The following is a 16,894-nucleotide window of genomic DNA, read 5'->3' as shown; positions in this document are numbered from 1 at the left end:
GATGAATACAGCGGCGTTACATCTATGTAACGAGCGCCCGGGGGCGACGCGCACGCACGAGGTCGACGGTGAGCACAATGAGGGCGATCCACACGATGGCGAAGCCGGCGAGGCGCTCGGGGGGCATGGGTTCGCCCAGGATGAACACACCCACCACGAACTGCATTATCGGTGTGAGGTACTGCACGAAACCGAGGTAGACGAGCGGCATGCGCTTCGAGGCCGACGCGAAAAGCAGCAAGGGAGCGGCCGTGACGACACCGGCCCCGACGAGGCCTGCCGTGTGCCAGCCGCCCTGCGAGGCGAACGTCAGCCCTGTGGTGGCCCCGACCACGCTGAGCTGCACGATCATCAGCGGTGCCAACCAGAGCGACTCTAGCGTGAGGCCGTTGATGGCGTCGATGCGGGGGCCGACCTGCTTCTTCAGCAGACCATAGGTACCGAACGACCCCGCAAGGATGAGCGAGATCCACGGAATGGCGCCGTAGCCGATGGTCAGCACCACCACGGCGAGGAGGCTGATGCCAAGGCTCACCCACTGCAGCATCCGGAGCCTCTCGCGCAAGATGAAGACGCCGAGCAGAATCGTCACGATGGGATTGATGAAGTAGCCGAGCGATGCCTCGAGAATCTGGCCGCTCGTGCTGGCGATGACGTACGTCTGCCAATTGATGTAGATCAGAACGCCGGCGAGGCCCATGACCAGCACGAGCCGGGGCTGGCGGAAGACGGCGAGAAAACGCGGCCAGCCGCGCACGACCGTGAGCAGCACGGCGCAGACGGCGAGCGCCCAGATCACCCGCCAGGCCACGATCTCGAATGCGTTGGCGGGCGCAAGCAAGACGAAGTAGAGCGGCAGCAGGCCCCAGATGAGGTAGGCCCCGAGGGCATAAAAAAGCCCGGACCTACTCGGCCCGGGCTTTTTCAGTGAACTCACTATCGAACGATAACAGCCAGCACGTCGCGAGCCGAGAGTACGAGGTACTCTTCGCCGTTGTACTTGACCTCGGTTCCGCCGTACTTCGAGTACAGAACCTTGTCACCGACCGAAACGTCGAGGGGCACGCGGTTGCCGTTGTCGTCGATGCGACCGGGGCCGACGGCTTCGACGACGCCCTCTTGAGGCTTCTCTTTGGCCGTGTCAGGAATGACGAGACCAGACGCGGTCGTCGTTTCTGCTTCGACCTGCTTGATGACGATGCGATCTTCGAGCGGCTTGATGGAGACCGACACTGTTGACCTCTTCTTTCTTCGGTTCAAAAGTCATGTTTTTGGCACACTCACACTGAGAGTGCTAATAGAAGTTTAGGGGGGTTTCTAGCACTCGGTCAACCTGAGTGCCAATGCGTGACGGCTCACGTCTAAACTGACGAGGTGTTGAGAACCGAGCTCGAAACCCTGATGACGGCCGAGGGCTTGCGGCTGCTCGACTCGCTTCCGCCGTACACGACGGGCACCAATATCGTGCGCTCCGTGGCAGATCTGCGAAAGACCGGGCACTCCGCCGCCCTCGTCGGCGCAGTCATGACCCAAGCCCGGCTGCGCGCCAAGGCGGGCGCGAAGTTCGGCGAGTTCGCCGGGCGCATGCTGTTCACCGACGCGGGCCTCGAACAGGCCACCCGGCTGAACGTCGCCGCGCTGCACGCGGGCCGCTTTCGTGCGGCGGGCCTTCACCGTGTGGCCGACCTCGGCTGCGGCATCGGCGCCGATGCGCTCGCCCTCGCCGCACTCGACATCGACGTCACCGCGGTCGAACGTGACGAGGTCACGGCCGCCATCGCGGCGTACAACCTCGCTCCCTTTCCCAGTGCGAGCGTTGAACAGGGCGACGCCGAGGCATTCGACGTCTCGCGCGTCGACGCGGTGTACCTCGACCCGGCCCGCCGAACCGCCGGCCACAACAACACTTCGCGCCTCACCGACCCGAACGACTTCAGCCCGTCGCTCGACTTCGCGTTCGCACTGGCTGAACGGATGCCCGTGGGGGTCAAACTCGGCCCCGGGCTCGATCGCGCTCTACTGCCGGCCGAGGCCGAGGCGCAGTGGGTCTCCGTCGACGGCAGTGTGGTCGAGACGGGGTTGTGGTTCGGGGCACTGGCCCGCCCGGGCATCCGGCGCTCGGCGCTCGTGATCACGGCGAACTCGCATGACGAGCTGACCGCGGGCGCCGACAGCGACGACGTCGAACCGGGGCCGCTCGGTGAGTACCTCTACGAGCCCGACGGCAGTGTGATTCGAGCCCGACTCATCGGCGACCTGGCTCGGTCGCTCGATGCGCGAATGGTGTCGTCGCAGATCGCGTACCTCACGGCAGACGAGCACCGTGCCACTGCGTTCGCGACGGCGTTTCGGGTGCGGGAGGTGCTGCCCTACACGACCGCTGCGCTGAAGCGCGAGCTGCGGGCACGAAAGATCGGCGCGCTCGAGATCAAGAAACGTGGTGTCGACGTCGACCCGGCGCTGCTGCGACCGAAGCTCGCGCTGTCGGGGCCCGAGTCCGCGACGCTCTTCATCACGCGCATCGACGGGAAGCACGTGGCGATACTCGCCGACCGGGTGTGACGCAGAGCCGAGGCCCCGCACCACACCCGCGTCAACAACGCTGTGATCAGTAGGAGTAGGTGCTCGAACTGGACGCGCTCGCAATAATGACGATCAGCACAGTGATCAGAACGATCGACAGCAGAATACCGAAGAAACCGGTGATGATCGCGGTGAGCCAGAAGCCCTTCGCGGCCGGCTCTTTTTTCATTCCGACAAACCCGAGCACCACCGCTGCGACTGAGAAAATGAACCCGCCGATGCCATAGCTGATGAACGAGATCAGAATGCCGACGATGCCCACGATCATGCCGATGATGCTCAGAATCGGCGTCTTGCCTGCCGTCGGCGCCGCATAGCCGATGGGCGGCGCACCGTATGCCGGAGCACCGTACGCAGGAGCGCCGTAGTTCGGCGTGGCGGCGGGAGCGCCGTAGTTCGGCGCGGCAGCCGGGGCACTGTAGGCCGGGGGCGCAGGAGGCGCAGGAGGAACAACACCGTACGTCGGCGGCGCGACGGGGGGCGCGACCGGGGCCACGGGCGGCACGGGCGGTGCAGGTGGCGCGCTGGGCTCGAAATCAGGCGCGGGGGCCGGCGGCGGCGTGTCAGACCCGCCGAGCGGCAGATTCGCGGGGGTGTTCTCGCCTGAGGGTGTGTGTGGATCGGTCATTGAGACGATTCCTTCCGATTGACAAATCGTAGGGCGCTGTCGCTACAGCGCCGCCGTCGACGCGGAGTCTGTGAGTTTCACAGAGCCTCCTATCACCACAGAGCCTAGCGAGCGACCGACGACGAGCGGCACCCCCATCGGCCTTTCTCTACGTTCTCCTCACCTTTTGGCAGCTGGCCGTCGGCGAACGGTGCACGCTCAGTCGACCAGCGCCACCACAGGTTGCAGCCGCACCATGATCGCCTTCGACACGGGAGTGTTGCTCCGATCGGCCGAGCTTGCGAGTGGAATGAGCACGTTCGCCTCCGGAAAGTATGCCGCCGCGCATCCCTTCGCCGTCGGATACGTGACAACGCGGTAGTTGGGCAGCACGCGGTCGGGTTCGCCCGGCCACTCGCTGTAGATGTCGACCCGCTGGCCGTCGGTGAGCCCCAGCTCGGTGATGTCGTCGGGGTTCACGAAGATCACGTCGCGACCGTTCTTGATGCCGCGGTACCGGTCGTTGAGGCTGTAGATGGTCGTGTTGAACTGGTCGTGCGAGCGCAGGGTCTGCAGAATGAGTCGACCCTCCGGCCGCACGATGGGCTCGAGGTGGTTGACGGTGATCATGGCCTTACCCGTGGCCGTGTTGAAGGTGCGCGAGTCGCGCGGCCCGTTCGGCAAGACGAACCCACCCTTGCGACGCACGTCGGTGTTGAAGCTCTCGAAGCCGGGAACAACGCGCGAGATGTGGTCACGAATGACGTCATAGTCGGCTTCGAAGCCGACCCAGCCGATGCTGGTGTTCTCGCCGAGCGTGGCGCGAGCGAGCCGTGTGACGATCGCAACCTCTGACAGGATGCCCGGCGCAACCGGAGGGATCCGCCCGTGTGACCCGTGCACAGCACACACGCTGTCTTCGACCGAGACGAATTGCGCGCCCGAGCGTTGCAGGTCGATCTCGGTGCGCCCGAGCGTCGGCAGAATGAGGGCGGCTTCACCCGTGACGACGTGGGATCTGTTGAGCTTCGTCGAGACCTGAACGGTGAGCTCGGTTCCGCGCATCGCGGCCTCCGCCGCCTGGGTGTCGGAGATGGCGCTCACGAAGTTGCCACCCATGGCGAAGAACACAGCGATGTCACCGCGCTGCATTGCCTCGATGGTCTGCAGGGCATCCGTGCCGTGCTTGCGGGGCGGCTCGAAGTCGAACTCGCGGCCGAGGGCGTCGAGAAAGCTGTCGCTCATCTGCTCCCAGACGCCCATCGTGCGGTCGCCCTGAACGTTGCTGTGGCCGCGGATGGGCGAGGCACCAGCGCCCGGCCGCCCGATGTTGCCGCGCAGCAGCAGCAGGTTGATCAGGTCGCGCAGCGTCTCGACGGCCTTCTTCTGCTGGGTGAGGCCCATCGCCCACGTGATGATCGTGCGGTCGGCGGCGATGTACCGCGCCGCCAGCTCGTCGATCTCCGCCGAGGCGAGCCCTGTCGCCGTGAGCACATCGGCCTCGTCGAGGTCGATGAGGTGCGCTTTCAGCTCTTCGAGCCCGAGCGTGTATTCGGCCAGAAACTCATGGTCGAGCACCGTGCCGGGCGCCCGGTCTTCGGCCTCGAGCACGCGTTTCGCCACTGCCTGCAGCAGGGCCATGTCGCCGCCCGAACGAATCTGCAGAAACTGGTCGGCGAGGGGCGTGCCGTGCCCGACGAGCCCACGAACGGTCTGCGGGTTCTTGTAGCGAAAGAGGCCCGCCTCGGGCAGCGGGTTCACGGCCACGATGGTGGCCCCGGTCTTCTTGGCATCTTCGAGAGCGGTCAGCATGCGGGGATGATTCGTACCCGGGTTCTGACCCATGATGATGATCAGGTCGGTGTGCTCGAAGTCGTCGTACGCAATGGTCGACTTGCCGATGCCGATGGTCTCGCCGAGAGCGGTTCCGGTCGACTCGTGGCACATGTTCGAGCAGTCGGGCAGGTTGTTCGTACCGAACGCGCGTACGAAGAGTTGGTAGATGAACGCGGTCTCGTTGGCCGTACGGCCGCTGGTGTAGAAGGATGCCCGGTCGGGCGAATCGAGCCCGTTCAGCTTCTCGGCGACGATGCTGAACGCGCGCTCCCAGCTGACCGGTTCGTAGTGATCTGAGCCGGCCGGCTTGAACACGGGTTCGGTCAACCGGCCCTGCATGCCGAGCCAGTACTCCGACTTGTCTAGCAGCGAGGTGAGCGAGTTCTCGGCCCAGAACGCCGTCGGTACGGTCACCGGCGTCGCCTCCCACGTCACCGCTTTGGCGCCGTTCTCGCAGAACTCGAGCGCCTTTCGGTTGTCGGGGTCGGGCCACGCGCAACTCATGCAGTCGAAGCCGTCTTTCTGATTGATCGACGTGAGCAGCTTCGCGGTGCGGCTGGGGCCGAGCTTCGTGAGAGCGGGCTCCATTGAGTGGAAGATGCCCGGCAGCCCCACGGCTTCGTGCTTGTTCGGGCCGATCTTCAGGTCGGGGTAGCTCGATCCGTCGTTCAGCGGCTTCTTACTCATGAGATGGCAACCTTTTCTGAAATTATGCGCTCGTCAGAGCTGTAGACGACCATCGAGGGGCCGCGCAGAAACCCGACCACCGTCATCCCGAGCTCTGCGGCAAGTTCGACGGCGAGCGATGAGGGGGCTGAGACGGCCGCCAGAATGGGAATACCCGCCATCGACGCCTTCTGGGCGAGCTCGAAGCTCGCCCGGCCCGACACCATCAGAACGGTGCTGCGAAGTGGCAGCAGTCCGTTCGTGACGGCCCAGCCCACCACTTTGTCGACCGCGTTGTGCCGGCCGACGTCTTCGCGAAGCACGAGCATCTCACCCGTTGCCGCGTCGAACAGTGCGGCAGCGTGCAACCCGCCCGTCTTGTCGAAGACGTTCTGGCCTTCGCGCAGGCGGTCGGGGAAAGTCGCGAGAAGCGACGCGTCGATCTGTACGGTGTCGCCCGCGACAGCAAACGCCGAGAGCGTGCGAACGGCGTCGATGCTGGCCTTGCCGCAGATGCCGCACGAGCTCGTCGTGTAGAAGTTTCGCTCGAGGCTCGGGTCGGGGGCGGCAACTCCGAATCCCAGGGTGACATCGAGCACGTTGAACGTGTTCTCGCCGTCGACCTCTGCGCCGGCGCAGTACCGAGCCGCCGCGAAGTCGTCACGGCCGGAGATGACACCCTCGGAGACCAGAAAACCAGCGGCCAGATCGAAGTCGTGCCCGGGGGTTCGCATCGTGATCACGAGCGCCCGACCGCCCACGCGGATCTCCAGCGGCTCTTCAACCGCGAGCACGTCTTCCTGCCGCAGGGCAGCAGCACCGATCGTGATGCGAGTGACTCGTCTTCGTGCCGTTATTCTGCCCATTCTTCATACATATCATTCCCTGCAAGGGGGCACAACGAAACGCAACACACTCTAAAGTTGCTCGCATGAACTTCGACGCCATCGTTCTCGCGGGTGGGCGTTCGTCGCGCCTGGGTGGCGTGCCCAAATCGGCGTTGATGCTGGGTGGGCAGACTCTCTTGCAGCGCACTCTCGAGGCGGTACCGGATGCCCGGCGGTGCGTTGTCGTCGGAGACGTCGAGCTGCCATTGTCGCCCCGGCTGCTCGTCACTCGAGAGCATCCGGCGTTCGGCGGCCCCGCGGCGGCCATCGCCGCCGGCCTCGACGCGCTCGATGCCGTCGAACGTGTCGATGCGCTCGACAGTGCTCGCGTGCTGGCCGGGGCCGATGCGGCCTTCGTTCTCGTGCTGGCCTGCGACATGCCGGCCATCGCCGAGGCGGTCGACGTACTGCGGGCCAGCGCTGCCGAGCTGATGCGATCTGAGCCGGCGCAGCAGTCAAAGCTCAACACCTCTGGGCCTGACACTGCCGGCCCCGACACCGCCGGGCTTGACACCGCTGGCCCCGACGGAGTCGTCGCGATCGACAGCAGTGGTCGCCGCCAGGTGTTGGCCAGTGTGTATCGACGGGCCGCGCTCGCGCGTGCCGTGGTTCACGCACGTGTCGACGGCCCGATCGACGGGCTCTCGGTTCGGGGCCTCCTCGAGGCTCTCGACCTCACGGAGGTGCCGGTGCCCGACTCGTCGACCAGAGACATCGACACATGGGCCGACGCGACCGCCGCCGGAATCGACCACATCGCATCCAGAACCCCAGGAGTAGACCCTATGAGCACACCCGCAGGCGTTCCCGTAGCTGAAAGAGACCAGGCCGCCCTCGTGAGACGGTGGGTTGCCGGCCTCACGCTCGAGCTGCTGGGAGGCGACCCCGAATCGCCCCACCCCGACCTCACGCAACACATCGACGCCATCCTCGCGCTCGCCGGCACCGCCGCCCATGCCGTCGTGCGCCCAGCCGCTCCGCTCACCACCTTCGTCGCCGGCTACGCAGCAGGCCTCGCCGCGCAGTCCGCGGCAGACCCCGTCACCCAGTACGTCGCCGCCGCTGAGGACTTTGCCACGCGCTGGGTCGACTCGACACAAATTCCCCCGGAGCCCCAACCGTGAACCATTCGGCGTCAGACCAACTCGACGCTGATTCGGGCAGCGGCCGCGCAGAACCGCACCGCACGATCGGCTGGCGCGACGCGATGCGAATCGCCACAGACGCGGCCTCGCCGAACGCAAGCGAGTCGATTCCGATCGACGAGGCCCTCGGCCGGGTGAGCGCAGCCGACCTCCACACGATGCAAGCCGTTCCGCACTTCGCCTCGGCGGCCATGGATGGCTGGGCCGTCGCCGGAACCGGGCCGTGGCTCATCGACGACCCCGTCACCGCCCCGGGCTCTGCCTTCACCACTGCCCGCTCCGGCCTCGAGGCGGGCCACGCGGAGGGGATCGTCACGGGTGGCCTCGTTCCGGCGGGCACCACGGCAGTTCTCCGAAGCGAGCACGCTCTGACCCCGTCGGCTCAGCCAGGCCAGCAACGTCATCTCTCTGTCGGCCCGGGCGCGCGCGCCGGCGAACCACTGCCGGGGCAGCACATTCGTTTACCGAGCGAAGAAGCGCGGGCCGGCGAACTCGTCATCGCAGCCGGTGCGGTCATCAATCCGGCGCACATCGCGCTGGCCGCCCTGGCCGCACACGATGAAATCTCGGTGATCCGACGCCCACGCGTTCGTTTCGTCTTCACGGGCGACGAGGTCATCGAACACGGAATACCGGAGCCCGGCCGTGTTCGCGATACGTTCGGCCCTCAGCTGCCCGCCCTCCTCCGCTTGCACGGAGCCGAGGTCATCGGCCGGCTGCGCGTCGGCGACTCACTGCCGGCGACGGTCGATGCGCTCGAGCAGAGCCTCTCCGACAGCCAGCTCGTCATCACAACAGGAGGCACCGGCAGGTCGTCAGCCGATCACCTCCGCAGAGCGGTGGGAGCCGTCGGCGGGGCGACTCTGTTCGACGGAATCAACGTGCGCCCGGGCGGCCCCACTCTGCTCGCAATGGCACCGAACGGCAGCGTCATCGTGTGTCTGCCGGGCAATCCGCTGGCAGCGATGGCCGCACTGGTCATCACCGTCATACCTCTGGTGCGGGTGATGGCCGGGCGGGCATCCACCGACCTGATGACTACCGTTGTCGGAGCCGATACTGCGGGGCGCACCGGCTCGACGCTGCTCATGCCGTTCATGCTGGTCGGGGGGCGCGCCTTCACCAGCGCTTGGCAGGGGTCAGCGATGATGCGCGGCCTTGCTGATGCCGATGGCTTTCTCGAAGTGCCGCCTGAGGGCCTCGTTGCCGGCGACCGCGCCAAGGCCATCGCCGTGCCGTGGCGCTGACCCCACACACGGGAGCAGCCGCGCAGCGGCGTCGGCGAATGGCCCGTCTGGGTCAGTAGGTCGAGACGCTGGTTGCTGCGGCGATGACCACGACGATGTAGATCGCACCGATGATGAGTTCGGCGAAACCGACGATGATGGCCGCGATTGCGATGCCCCGGCCGCTCTCGCCGGTCTTCTTGATCTGGTTCAGACCAACGAACCCGAGAATGATGCCGATCACGGTGAACCCGATGATCGAGAGCACGAGGCCGACGATAGCGAGGATGTTCGTCTTCTGCGCCACGGGTGAACCCGAGGTGTACGGCAGCGGTGCAGTCATGGTGCTGGCTCCTTTGTCACGCGCCGGCAATGACCCTGGTGGCATCGCTACGGCGAAGCCCATAGTGGCAGCACGAATGAACTTCTGTCAATTTCTATTGTGAGACGTTAACTTGAATGTCGGTCACCGGCAGGGTCGAGTCGGCGCCGAAGCCCAGCTCTGACGGCGCGTGACCGCGCATGATGAGCTGCGCGCCGAGGGCAGCAATCATCGCTCCGTTGTCGGTGCAGAGCTCCAGCGGCGGAATGCGCAGCGTCACGCCGGCCGCAGCCGCTCGTTCAGCGGCAAGTTCGCGAATACGAGCGTTCGCAACGACGCCCCCGCCCAGCAGCAGCCGCGGCACCTGCAGGTCGGCACAGGCTGCGAGCGCCTTCGTCAGCAGCACATCGGCCACCGCCTCACGAAAACTCGCCGCCACATCGGCCGCAGAGAACTCTTCGCCGCGGTCACGCCGCGCCTCGACCCACCGCGCCACGGCCGTCTTCAGCCCCGAGAACGAGAAGTCGTAGCGGTGCGCCGCCATGTCTTTGGGCAGGCTGAGCCCGCGCGGAAACCGGATCGCCTTCGGATTGCCGCCCACCGCCACCCGGTCGATGTGTGGGCCGCCGGGATAGGGCAGGCCGAGCACGCGCGCCACCTTGTCGAACGCCTCCCCCGCCGCGTCGTCGATCGTCTCACCGAGCAGCTCGACGTCAGACACCAGGTCGCGCACCAGCAGCAGCGAGGTGTGGCCACCCGAAACCAGAAGCGCGATGGTCGGGTACTCGAGCGGCTCAGAGTCGGGGGTCACCAGGTCAACGCCAACGTGCCCCACCAGATGATTCACCGCGTACAACGGCTTGCCCGTCGCGAGTGCCAGCCCCTTCGCCGCCGCGACGCCCACCATGAGCGCGCCCGAGAGCCCGGGCCCGCAGGTCACCGCGATGGCGTCGATGTCGCTCCACCCGAGCCTCGCTTCGGCGAGGGCCGAGTGGATGGTCGGGGCCAGAGCCTCGAGATGCGCACGCGCCGCTATCTCGGGTACGACTCCCCCGTACCGCGCGTGCTCGTCCATCGACGAGGCGATCGCGTTGGCCAGCAGCGTGGTGCCGCGCACGATGCCGATGCCCGTCTCGTCGCACGACGTCTCGATGCCGAGCACGACGGGCTCGCGGGGTGCGGGTTCTGGCCGTTCGGTCGCGTCTGTCATGAGGATGCTCCTGCCGGCAGGTCGAGGCGCATCACGATGGCGTGGACGTTGTCGGGTTGGTAGTAACCCCGCCGCACACCGATGGGGAGAAAGTCGAGCGTCTCGTAGAGGTGCTGGGCGCCCGGGTTGTCGGCACGCACCTCGAGAAAGAGTCGCTTGGCGCCGCGGAGGGTCGCTTCGGCGATGAGGGTGGTCATGAGGGTTCGGCCGAGACCGTTCCGCCGGGCATCCGGAGCCACGGCAATGGTCTGGATGTCGGCGTCTGCTGCTCCCCGAGGGCTCAGCAACCCGGCATAACCGAGCAGAGGCCCGCCGTCGGGCGGCTCGGCGACGAGGTAGTGGCAGTGCGACAGCTCGAGGTCTTGGCGCATCATGCCCACCGACCAGGCGTCGGTGCCGAACGTGCTGGTCTCGAGGGCCATGATGGCGTCAAGGTCGGCCGGGCCGGCGACGCGCAGCTGTGGGGCGGGGGCGTCGGGGTGCACTTCGTCACCGGCTGGCACCGCGCTCACTGCGTCACCCGCTTCGCGCCGGCCGAGAGCGTCACATCGGGCGAACGCAGGTACAGGGCTTGGTCACCGGCGAACTCGCCGCCGCTCGTGAGCAGCTCGAGCGCCACGAGGCCGAGGGAGCCTGCGGAGACGCGTGAGGAGTCCTCTGCCGCCTCGAGAGCGAGTGCGTGCGGGTGCGGCAGGGCATCCGGTTTCGCCAGCCCCGGCCCGTCGACGCGCACAGGAGCGCCCTGGTTAGCCGCCAGGCGGTAGAGCGACCAGTACACCTCGCGGCGGCGCGCGTCGGTGACAACGAGCAGGTCACCCGTGACGCCCGCCTGCGCCTGACTGAACGCAAGAGCGTCGTGGCTCACCACGGAACGCAGCGGCACGTCGGCGCCCAGGGCGAACGCGCGGGCCGCGGCGATGCCGACACGGAGCCCGGTGAACGGCCCCGGGCCCATCCCGGCGACCACACCGGTCAGCTCACTGACAACCACACCGGCCTCGGCGAGCGCCCGCTCGATGAGCAGCCCGATCACCTCGGCGTGCTTCATCGTGTCGAGTTCAGTGGCTTCGCTGAGCACCCGTCGCCCGCCGACCCGTTCGCCGCGCACGACGGCCACACTGGTTCCTGACGACGTGTCGATGGCCAGCAGCAGTTCGCCCCCGGCACTCATGCGCGGCCGCCCCGACGGTAGAGCGTCACCGTGCGCGGCTCGATGGGCTCCTCACCCGCGTCGAACTTTTCGCCCCCGTCGCCGCGCTCGCCCCCGGCACCGCCGCCCACCCCCGCACCACGCGGCCGGTCGATCACCAGCTCGTAGTAGTCGTCGACGAGGTTCTCGACCATGCCCGCTCCCCACTCGACCACCACGATTGACCCGTCGAAGTCGATGTCGAGGTCGTCGAGCTCAGCCGCACTGCCGAGCCGGTACGCGTCGACGTGCACCAGCGCAACCCCGCTCTGGGCATTCGGATGCGTGCGCGCCAGCACGAACGTCGGGCTCGTCACCGATCCACGAACCCCCAGCCCCTCGCCGAGCCCGCGGGTGAAGGTGGTCTTGCCCGCTCCGAGCTCGCCGGTCAGTACGAGCAGGTCTCCGGCCCCCAGCCGCTCGGCGAATCGCACTCCGAACTCGTGCATCGCCTCGGGGTCGGCGATGACCCATCGGTCTGCGTACTCATCGACCGCCAGCGCGTCGCCCGCCACCCCGTCGCTCGCCAGCGCGTCGGCCGCCAGCGCGTCGGCCGCCCGCCCATCGCCGTCGCGCACATACACCCGCTCAACCCGGTGCCCGATGCGCGCCACAATCTCATCGCCGATGGTGCGCGCCCAGCCGGCCCACTCCTCCGCGGTCGGCACGGCACCAGCACCAGCAACACCAGCACCAGCACCAGCCCCAGCACCAGCCCCAGCCCCAGCCGGAGTCTCCCCGAAAACCACCACCTCATCGCCGAGCCCTACCGGCGCCTGCCCCACGTCGACCACGAACTGATCCATCGCCACGCGCCCCGCGATCGGGTACCGCACCCCGGCAATACTCACCTCGGCACGCCCACTCGCCGCCCGCGGAACCCCGTCGGCATATCCGAGCGGCACCAGCACCAGCGTCGTCTCCTCGTCGGTACGGTAGTCGAACCCGTACGACACCCCGTGCCCGGCTGGCACCCTCTTCACCGACACCACCGGAGCGACCAGCGTCATCACCGGCCGAAGGCCCAGCTCGAGCGCCGTCTCATCGTCGAACGGAGTCACACCGTACGCCGCAATACCGAATCGAACCATGTCGAACCGAGCTTCGGGCATCCGGATGCCCGCCGAACTGGCCGCGAGATGCAACCGGGTGAACCGTGCACCGAGCCCCTCAGCGACACTCACCGCCTGCCTGAACTGCCCGAGTGCGGCTTCGTCGTCGGCCGCAGACGCATCAGCCAAGTGCGACCACGCCGCGAACAGCTTCACCGAACCCGCCGCATCGGCCGCCAGTGCCGCCCGCACGAGCCCCGGCCACTGCTCCACCGTGGCGCCGTTGCGGTGCAGCCCGGTGTCGATCTTGAGATGTACCCGCGGCGCGATGCGCGAGCCGGCCGCCGCGATCGCGTCGAGCTGCCAGATTGCCGAGATACCGAGGTCGAGGTCGGCGTCGGCTGCAGCGCCGAAGTCGGCGTCGGGCGCGTGCATCCACGCGAAAATGGGCGCCGTGATGCCGGCCGCGCGCAGCTCGAGCGCCGCCGGAATGTCGAGTACGGCCAGAGACGCCGCCCCCGCCTCGAGTGCGGCACGGGCCAGAACCACCATGCCGTGCCCGTACGCGTCGGCCTTCACCGCGAGCATGGTCTCGGCCGGCGCGGCGAGCGCCGCCAGCACCCGCACATTGTGCTCGAAGGCGTCGAGGTTGACCCGAGCGACCCGCTCAGGAGCAGCGCCAGAGCGAGCTTGTAGCCGGTCGACACTCACCCGGGCATCCGATTCTGGTGTGCTCACGAAACGTACCGCCGTTCGATGCGACGCCCGATGCGCGTCACGATTTCGTAGTTGATGGTCTCGGCGCTCTCGGCCCAGTCGTCGGCCGACGGATGCCCGGCCCCCGCATCACCGAACAACACCACCCGGTCGCCCACCGCCACCGCGGTGTCGCCCACATCGACCACGAACTGATCCATCGCGATGCGCCCCGAGACGCGAAAACGCCCGCCGTTGATACTCACCGGAGCCCGATTCGACCCCAGCCGCGCAATACCGTCGGCGTAGCCGAGCGCCACCAGCGCCAGCGTCGCCGCACCTTCGGTGCGATACGTGTAGCCGTAAGACACCCCGCTGCCGGGCGCGGCCCGTTTCACCGAGATCACCCGCCCCTCGAGGGTCATGGCCGGTCGCAGGCCGAGCTCGCCCGAGGTCACCCCATCGAACGGCGACAGCCCGTACATCCCGATGCCGATACGCACCAGCGAGAACCGGGTCGTGGGCAGCGTGAGCGCGGCGGCCGTCGACGCCAAGTGGATGACCGTGGGCGCCAACCCTGCCTCCCGGGCCTCAGCGAGCGCACGTTCGAACCGGCCGAGCTGCGCCAGGTCTTCGGCATCGTTCGCGTTCGACAGGTGGCTGAAGAACCCCACCACGTCGATGCGGCTGGTGCGCTGCAGCTCCGCGGCCCGTGAGAAGAGGGCTCGCCAGTGACTCTCGTCGGCTCCGTTTCGCCCGAGCCCTGTGTCGACCTTGAGGTGAACCCGTGCCCGAGTGGCCTCGCCGAGAGACGGCGCTGTCGCCGCCTCTGAATCTGCGACCGCGACCGCGGCAGCCACCGCAGCCAGTTGCGCCACCGAGCTCACGCCCACATCGATACCGCGGCGTACAGCGACCTCGAAATCTGCCTGAGGCCCGTGCAACCACGCCAGCACGGGGGCCGTGAGACCGGCATCCCGAAGCTCCACCGCCTCGTCGAGGTCGGCCACACCGAGCCAGGTCGCGCCGGCATCGAGCGCCGCCCGGGCGACCTCGACCGCTCCGTGCCCGTACCCGTTCGCCTTGACCACGGCCATCACGTCGGCCCCGCCCACGGCCGTGGCGATCGTCTTCACGTTGTGCGCAATCGCCCCCAGGTCGATCGTCGCCAGCCGCAGCGGCACCGCAGTCGTCATTGTTCGTCTCCCTCGCCGGCCCCGGCTCCCTCGGCGACCACGAACGCGCAGGCAGAGTCGCCGTCGTGGCTCATCGACAGGTGCAGCGTCGAAACGCCGTGCTGCTTCACCGTCTCTGCCGTCAGCCCGCTCAACACGTACCGCGGCCTGCCGGCCTCATTCGTCACGATCTCGATGTCGTGCCAGCGAAAGCCGTTCGGGCCCCCGACGGCTTTGACGAGAGCCTCTTTCGCGGCGAAACGAGCGGCCAGCGAGCGCACCGCCAGACCACGTTCGCTCACAGCGAACAACCGCTCGACGAGAGCGGGTGTGCGCTCGACCTGCCGTTTGAACCGCGGCACATCGACGATGTCGACGCCGACCCCGACGATCATCGGCCGAAGCCGCTACTCAACGGTCACCGATTTCGCCAGGTTGCGGGGCTGGTCGACGTCGAGACCCTTCGCTGTGGCGAGCTCCATCGCGAAGATCTGCAGCGGAACCACCGCAAGCAGCGGCTCGAACAGCGCGCCCGCGAGCGGAATCGGAATGACCTCGTCGGCGAACGGCAGCACCGCCGCGTCACCCTGCTCAGCAACCGCGAGAATACGGGCGCCGCGCGCGCGGATCTCCTGGATGTTCGACACCACTTTGGCATGCAGGGAGTTGGGGTCCCGGGGGCTCGGCACCACCACGAACACGGGCTGGCCCGGCTCGATGAGAGCGATCGGCCCGTGCTTCAGCTCGCCCGCAGCGAAGCCCTCGGCATGGATGTACGCCAGCTCTTTGAGCTTCAGCGCACCCTCCAACGCGACCGGGTACCCCACGTGCCGGCCCAGGAAGAGCACGGCGCGGGTGTCGGACATCCACTTCGCCAGCTCGGTGATGCGCGTCGACGTGAGCAGTACCTGCTCGAGCTTGGCGGGGATGGCGCTCAGCTCGCCGAGCGCCTCACCGATCGCCTCGGGAGAAAGCGTGCCGCGCACCGCCGCGAGGTGCAGACCGAACAGGTAGAGAGCGGCGATCTGGGCGACGAACGCCTTGGTCGACGCCACCGCCACCTCGGGGCCGGCGTGCGTGTAGATGACAGCGTCAGACTCACGGGCGATGGTCGCGCCCTGGGTGTTGCAGATCGAGAGTGTCTTCGCCCCGGCCTCGATGGCGTACTTCACGGCCATCAGCGTGTCCATCGTCTCGCCCGACTGGCTGATCGAGATGACCAGCGTGGTGGGGGTGAGAACGGGCTCGCTGTAGCGGAACTCGTGCGAGAGCTGCACCTCGATGGGCAGGCGCGCCCACTTCTCGATGGCGTACTTGCCGAGCATGCCCGCATAGCTCGCTGTACCGCACGCGATGATCACGATGCGGTCGACGTCGGAGAGCTCGGCATCGAGCTCTCCGAGGTCGGGTAGCACCACGGCGCCGTCGACGATGCGGGTGCGCAGGGTGTTCGCCACAGCCTCGGGCTGCTCGCTGATCTCTTTCGCCATGAAGCTCGACCAGCCGCCCTTTTCGGCCGCTGACGCATCCCACGACACCTGGAACTCACTTGCCTCGACCTCGGTGCCGAAGAAGTCGGTGACCAGCACGCTCGTCGGGGTGATGGTCACGATCTGGTCTTGCCCGATGGCCACCGCGCGGCGGGTGTGCTCCACGAACGCTGCCACATCTGAGCCCAGAAAGTTCTCGCCGTCGCCCAGCCCGATGACGAGTGGCGAGTTGCGACGCGCGCCGACCACCACACCGGGCTCGTCTTTGTGCAGCGCAAGCAGGGTGAATGCCCCCTCGAGGCGCACCACCACACGGCCGAGCGCCGCGGCGAGGCCGTCGCCCTTGTCGTATTCCCGGCCGAGCAGCTTTGCCGCCACCTCGGTGTCGGTCTCGCTCTCGAACGTGTAGCCGTCGGCCAGCAGCTCGGCCTTCAGTACAGAGAAGTTCTCGATGATGCCGTTGTGAATGAGGGCGAGTTTGCCGTCACGGCTGAGATGCGGATGCGCGTTCTGGTCGGTGGGCCCGCCATGGGTCGCCCACCGGGTGTGCCCGATGCCCGTCGAACCGTCTTCGAGCGCGTCGGCTTTCAGATCGTCGACCAGCACCGCCAGCTTGCCGGCACGCTTTCGCGTGACAAGGTCACCGCCGGCCGTGATGATGGCCACTCCCGCAGAGTCGTACCCCCGATATTCGAGACGCCCAAGGCCTCCGAGAAGAACCTCCAGGCTTTTTGGTCGTCCGACATAGCCCACGATTCCGCACATGGTTTCGATTTTACAGGGGAGCACCCGTGTTGAGGCACAATAGAA

Annotated in this window: 16 protein-coding genes; 3 read left to right on the top strand and 13 right to left on the bottom strand. The window is 67.3% G+C overall.

The window, feature by feature from the left end; translation table 11 throughout:
- Window positions 1–22 precede the first annotated feature (22 nt).
- Both rarD and groES read right to left on the bottom strand, forming a co-directional pair.
- Complete coding sequence (gene rarD, locus D4765_RS04955; protein WP_136641144.1) at window positions 23–937, bottom strand: EamA family transporter RarD; 915 nt, start codon at window positions 935–937, stop codon at window positions 23–25.
- The gene (groES, locus tag D4765_RS04950; RefSeq protein WP_116283854.1) at window positions 937–1,233 is read right to left on the bottom strand and encodes a co-chaperone GroES; all 297 of its coding nucleotides are present in this window, start codon (window positions 1,231–1,233) and stop codon (window positions 937–939) included. Before groES ends, rarD begins: the two co-directional genes overlap by 1 nt.
- A gap of 141 nt (window positions 1,234–1,374) precedes the next feature.
- On the opposite strand from groES, the gene D4765_RS04945 reads away from it, so the two are divergent.
- Window positions 1,375–2,562: a THUMP-like domain-containing protein gene (locus tag D4765_RS04945; RefSeq protein WP_136641143.1), complete on the top strand. Its 1,188-nt coding sequence runs from the start codon at window positions 1,375–1,377 to the stop codon at window positions 2,560–2,562.
- A gap of 46 nt (window positions 2,563–2,608) precedes the next feature.
- On the opposite strand, the gene D4765_RS04940 is transcribed toward D4765_RS04945, so the two are convergent.
- From D4765_RS04940 to fdhD, 3 genes are all read right to left on the bottom strand, one after another.
- The gene (locus D4765_RS04940) at window positions 2,609–3,211 is read right to left on the bottom strand and encodes a hypothetical protein (protein ID WP_136641142.1); all 603 of its coding nucleotides are present in this window, start codon (window positions 3,209–3,211) and stop codon (window positions 2,609–2,611) included.
- Window positions 3,212–3,409: 198 nt separating this feature from the next.
- Entirely contained in the window at window positions 3,410–5,713 is a 2,304-nt protein-coding gene (locus D4765_RS04935) for an FdhF/YdeP family oxidoreductase (RefSeq protein ID WP_136641141.1), read from the bottom strand.
- Complete coding sequence (gene fdhD, locus D4765_RS04930) at window positions 5,710–6,558, bottom strand: formate dehydrogenase accessory sulfurtransferase FdhD (RefSeq protein ID WP_136641140.1); 849 nt, start codon at window positions 6,556–6,558, stop codon at window positions 5,710–5,712. Before fdhD ends, D4765_RS04935 begins: the two co-directional genes overlap by 4 nt.
- A gap of 65 nt (window positions 6,559–6,623) precedes the next feature.
- Here fdhD and D4765_RS20100 point away from each other — a divergent pair, with 65 nt between their 5' ends.
- Together D4765_RS20100 and D4765_RS04920 are read left to right on the top strand one after the other, a co-directional pair.
- Window positions 6,624–7,703 carry an NTP transferase domain-containing protein gene (locus tag D4765_RS20100; protein WP_136641139.1) on the top strand — a complete coding sequence of 360 codons (1,080 nt, stop codon included), beginning with the start codon at window positions 6,624–6,626 and terminating at the stop codon, window positions 7,701–7,703.
- Complete coding sequence (locus D4765_RS04920) at window positions 7,700–8,971, top strand: molybdopterin molybdotransferase MoeA (RefSeq protein WP_136641138.1); 1,272 nt, start codon at window positions 7,700–7,702, stop codon at window positions 8,969–8,971. Before D4765_RS20100 ends, D4765_RS04920 begins: the two co-directional genes overlap by 4 nt.
- Window positions 8,972–9,023: 52 nt before the next feature.
- Here D4765_RS04920 and D4765_RS04915 read toward each other — a convergent pair whose 3' ends face one another.
- From D4765_RS04915 to glmS, 8 genes are all read right to left on the bottom strand, one after another.
- The gene (locus D4765_RS04915; RefSeq protein WP_136641137.1) at window positions 9,024–9,293 is read right to left on the bottom strand and encodes a DUF4190 domain-containing protein; all 270 of its coding nucleotides are present in this window, start codon (window positions 9,291–9,293) and stop codon (window positions 9,024–9,026) included.
- 94 nt (window positions 9,294–9,387) lie between these two features.
- Complete coding sequence (gene tsaD, locus D4765_RS04910) at window positions 9,388–10,482, bottom strand: tRNA (adenosine(37)-N6)-threonylcarbamoyltransferase complex transferase subunit TsaD (RefSeq protein ID WP_136641136.1); 1,095 nt, start codon at window positions 10,480–10,482, stop codon at window positions 9,388–9,390.
- Window positions 10,479–10,994, bottom strand: coding sequence for a ribosomal protein S18-alanine N-acetyltransferase (rimI, locus tag D4765_RS04905; protein WP_237280264.1), 516 nt, complete (start codon window positions 10,992–10,994; stop codon window positions 10,479–10,481). Before rimI ends, tsaD begins: the two co-directional genes overlap by 4 nt.
- Window positions 10,991–11,653: a tRNA (adenosine(37)-N6)-threonylcarbamoyltransferase complex dimerization subunit type 1 TsaB gene (tsaB, locus tag D4765_RS04900; RefSeq protein WP_237280263.1), complete on the bottom strand. Its 663-nt coding sequence runs from the start codon at window positions 11,651–11,653 to the stop codon at window positions 10,991–10,993. Before tsaB ends, rimI begins: the two co-directional genes overlap by 4 nt.
- Window positions 11,650–13,461, bottom strand: coding sequence for an alanine racemase (alr, locus tag D4765_RS04895; RefSeq protein WP_237280262.1), 1,812 nt, complete (start codon window positions 13,459–13,461; stop codon window positions 11,650–11,652). The genes tsaB and alr (D4765_RS04895) overlap by 4 nt, the downstream gene beginning before the upstream one ends.
- Window positions 13,458–14,615, bottom strand: a complete 1,158-nt coding sequence (alr, locus tag D4765_RS04890) for an alanine racemase (RefSeq protein WP_136641135.1) — start codon at window positions 14,613–14,615, stop codon at window positions 13,458–13,460. Before alr (D4765_RS04890) ends, alr (D4765_RS04895) begins: the two co-directional genes overlap by 4 nt.
- Window positions 14,612–14,989: a holo-ACP synthase gene (locus tag D4765_RS04885; protein WP_136641134.1), complete on the bottom strand. Its 378-nt coding sequence runs from the start codon at window positions 14,987–14,989 to the stop codon at window positions 14,612–14,614. The genes alr (D4765_RS04890) and D4765_RS04885 overlap by 4 nt, the downstream gene beginning before the upstream one ends.
- Before the next feature lie 12 nt (window positions 14,990–15,001).
- Complete coding sequence (glmS, locus tag D4765_RS04880; protein WP_136641133.1) at window positions 15,002–16,849, bottom strand: glutamine--fructose-6-phosphate transaminase (isomerizing); 1,848 nt, start codon at window positions 16,847–16,849, stop codon at window positions 15,002–15,004.
- Window positions 16,850–16,894: the final 45 nt, after the last annotated feature.

It is taken from the genome of Subtercola vilae (assembly GCF_004923255.1).
In the GTDB taxonomy this organism is placed as follows: Bacteria; Actinomycetota; Actinomycetes; order Actinomycetales; family Microbacteriaceae; genus Subtercola; species Subtercola vilae.
The sequence above is the reverse complement of the archived record's forward strand: the minus strand, read 5'-3'. Positions and strand labels throughout refer to the sequence as shown.

What these genes read in the sequence shown, in the direction of transcription:
- D4765_RS04940 (WP_136641142.1), bottom strand. Translation starts at nt 3,211, where the DNA reads ATGACCGATCCACACACACCCTCAGGCGAGAACACCCCCGCGAATCTG.
- D4765_RS04935 (WP_136641141.1), bottom strand. Translation starts at nt 5,713, where the DNA reads ATGAGTAAGAAGCCGCTGAACGACGGATCGAGCTACCCCGACCTGAAG.
- fdhD (WP_136641140.1), bottom strand. Translation starts at nt 6,558, where the DNA reads ATGGGCAGAATAACGGCACGAAGACGAGTCACTCGCATCACGATCGGT.
- D4765_RS20100 (WP_136641139.1), top strand. Translation starts at nt 6,624, where the DNA reads ATGAACTTCGACGCCATCGTTCTCGCGGGTGGGCGTTCGTCGCGCCTG.
- D4765_RS04915 (WP_136641137.1), bottom strand. Translation starts at nt 9,293, where the DNA reads ATGACTGCACCGCTGCCGTACACCTCGGGTTCACCCGTGGCGCAGAAG.
- tsaD (WP_136641136.1), bottom strand. Translation starts at nt 10,482, where the DNA reads ATGACAGACGCGACCGAACGGCCAGAACCCGCACCCCGCGAGCCCGTC.
- tsaB (WP_237280263.1), bottom strand. Translation starts at nt 11,653, where the DNA reads ATGAGTGCCGGGGGCGAACTGCTGCTGGCCATCGACACGTCGTCAGGA.
- alr (WP_136641135.1), bottom strand. Translation starts at nt 14,615, where the DNA reads ATGACGACTGCGGTGCCGCTGCGGCTGGCGACGATCGACCTGGGGGCG.
- D4765_RS04885 (WP_136641134.1), bottom strand. Translation starts at nt 14,989, where the DNA reads ATGATCGTCGGGGTCGGCGTCGACATCGTCGATGTGCCGCGGTTCAAA.
- glmS (WP_136641133.1), bottom strand. Translation starts at nt 16,849, where the DNA reads ATGTGCGGAATCGTGGGCTATGTCGGACGACCAAAAAGCCTGGAGGTT.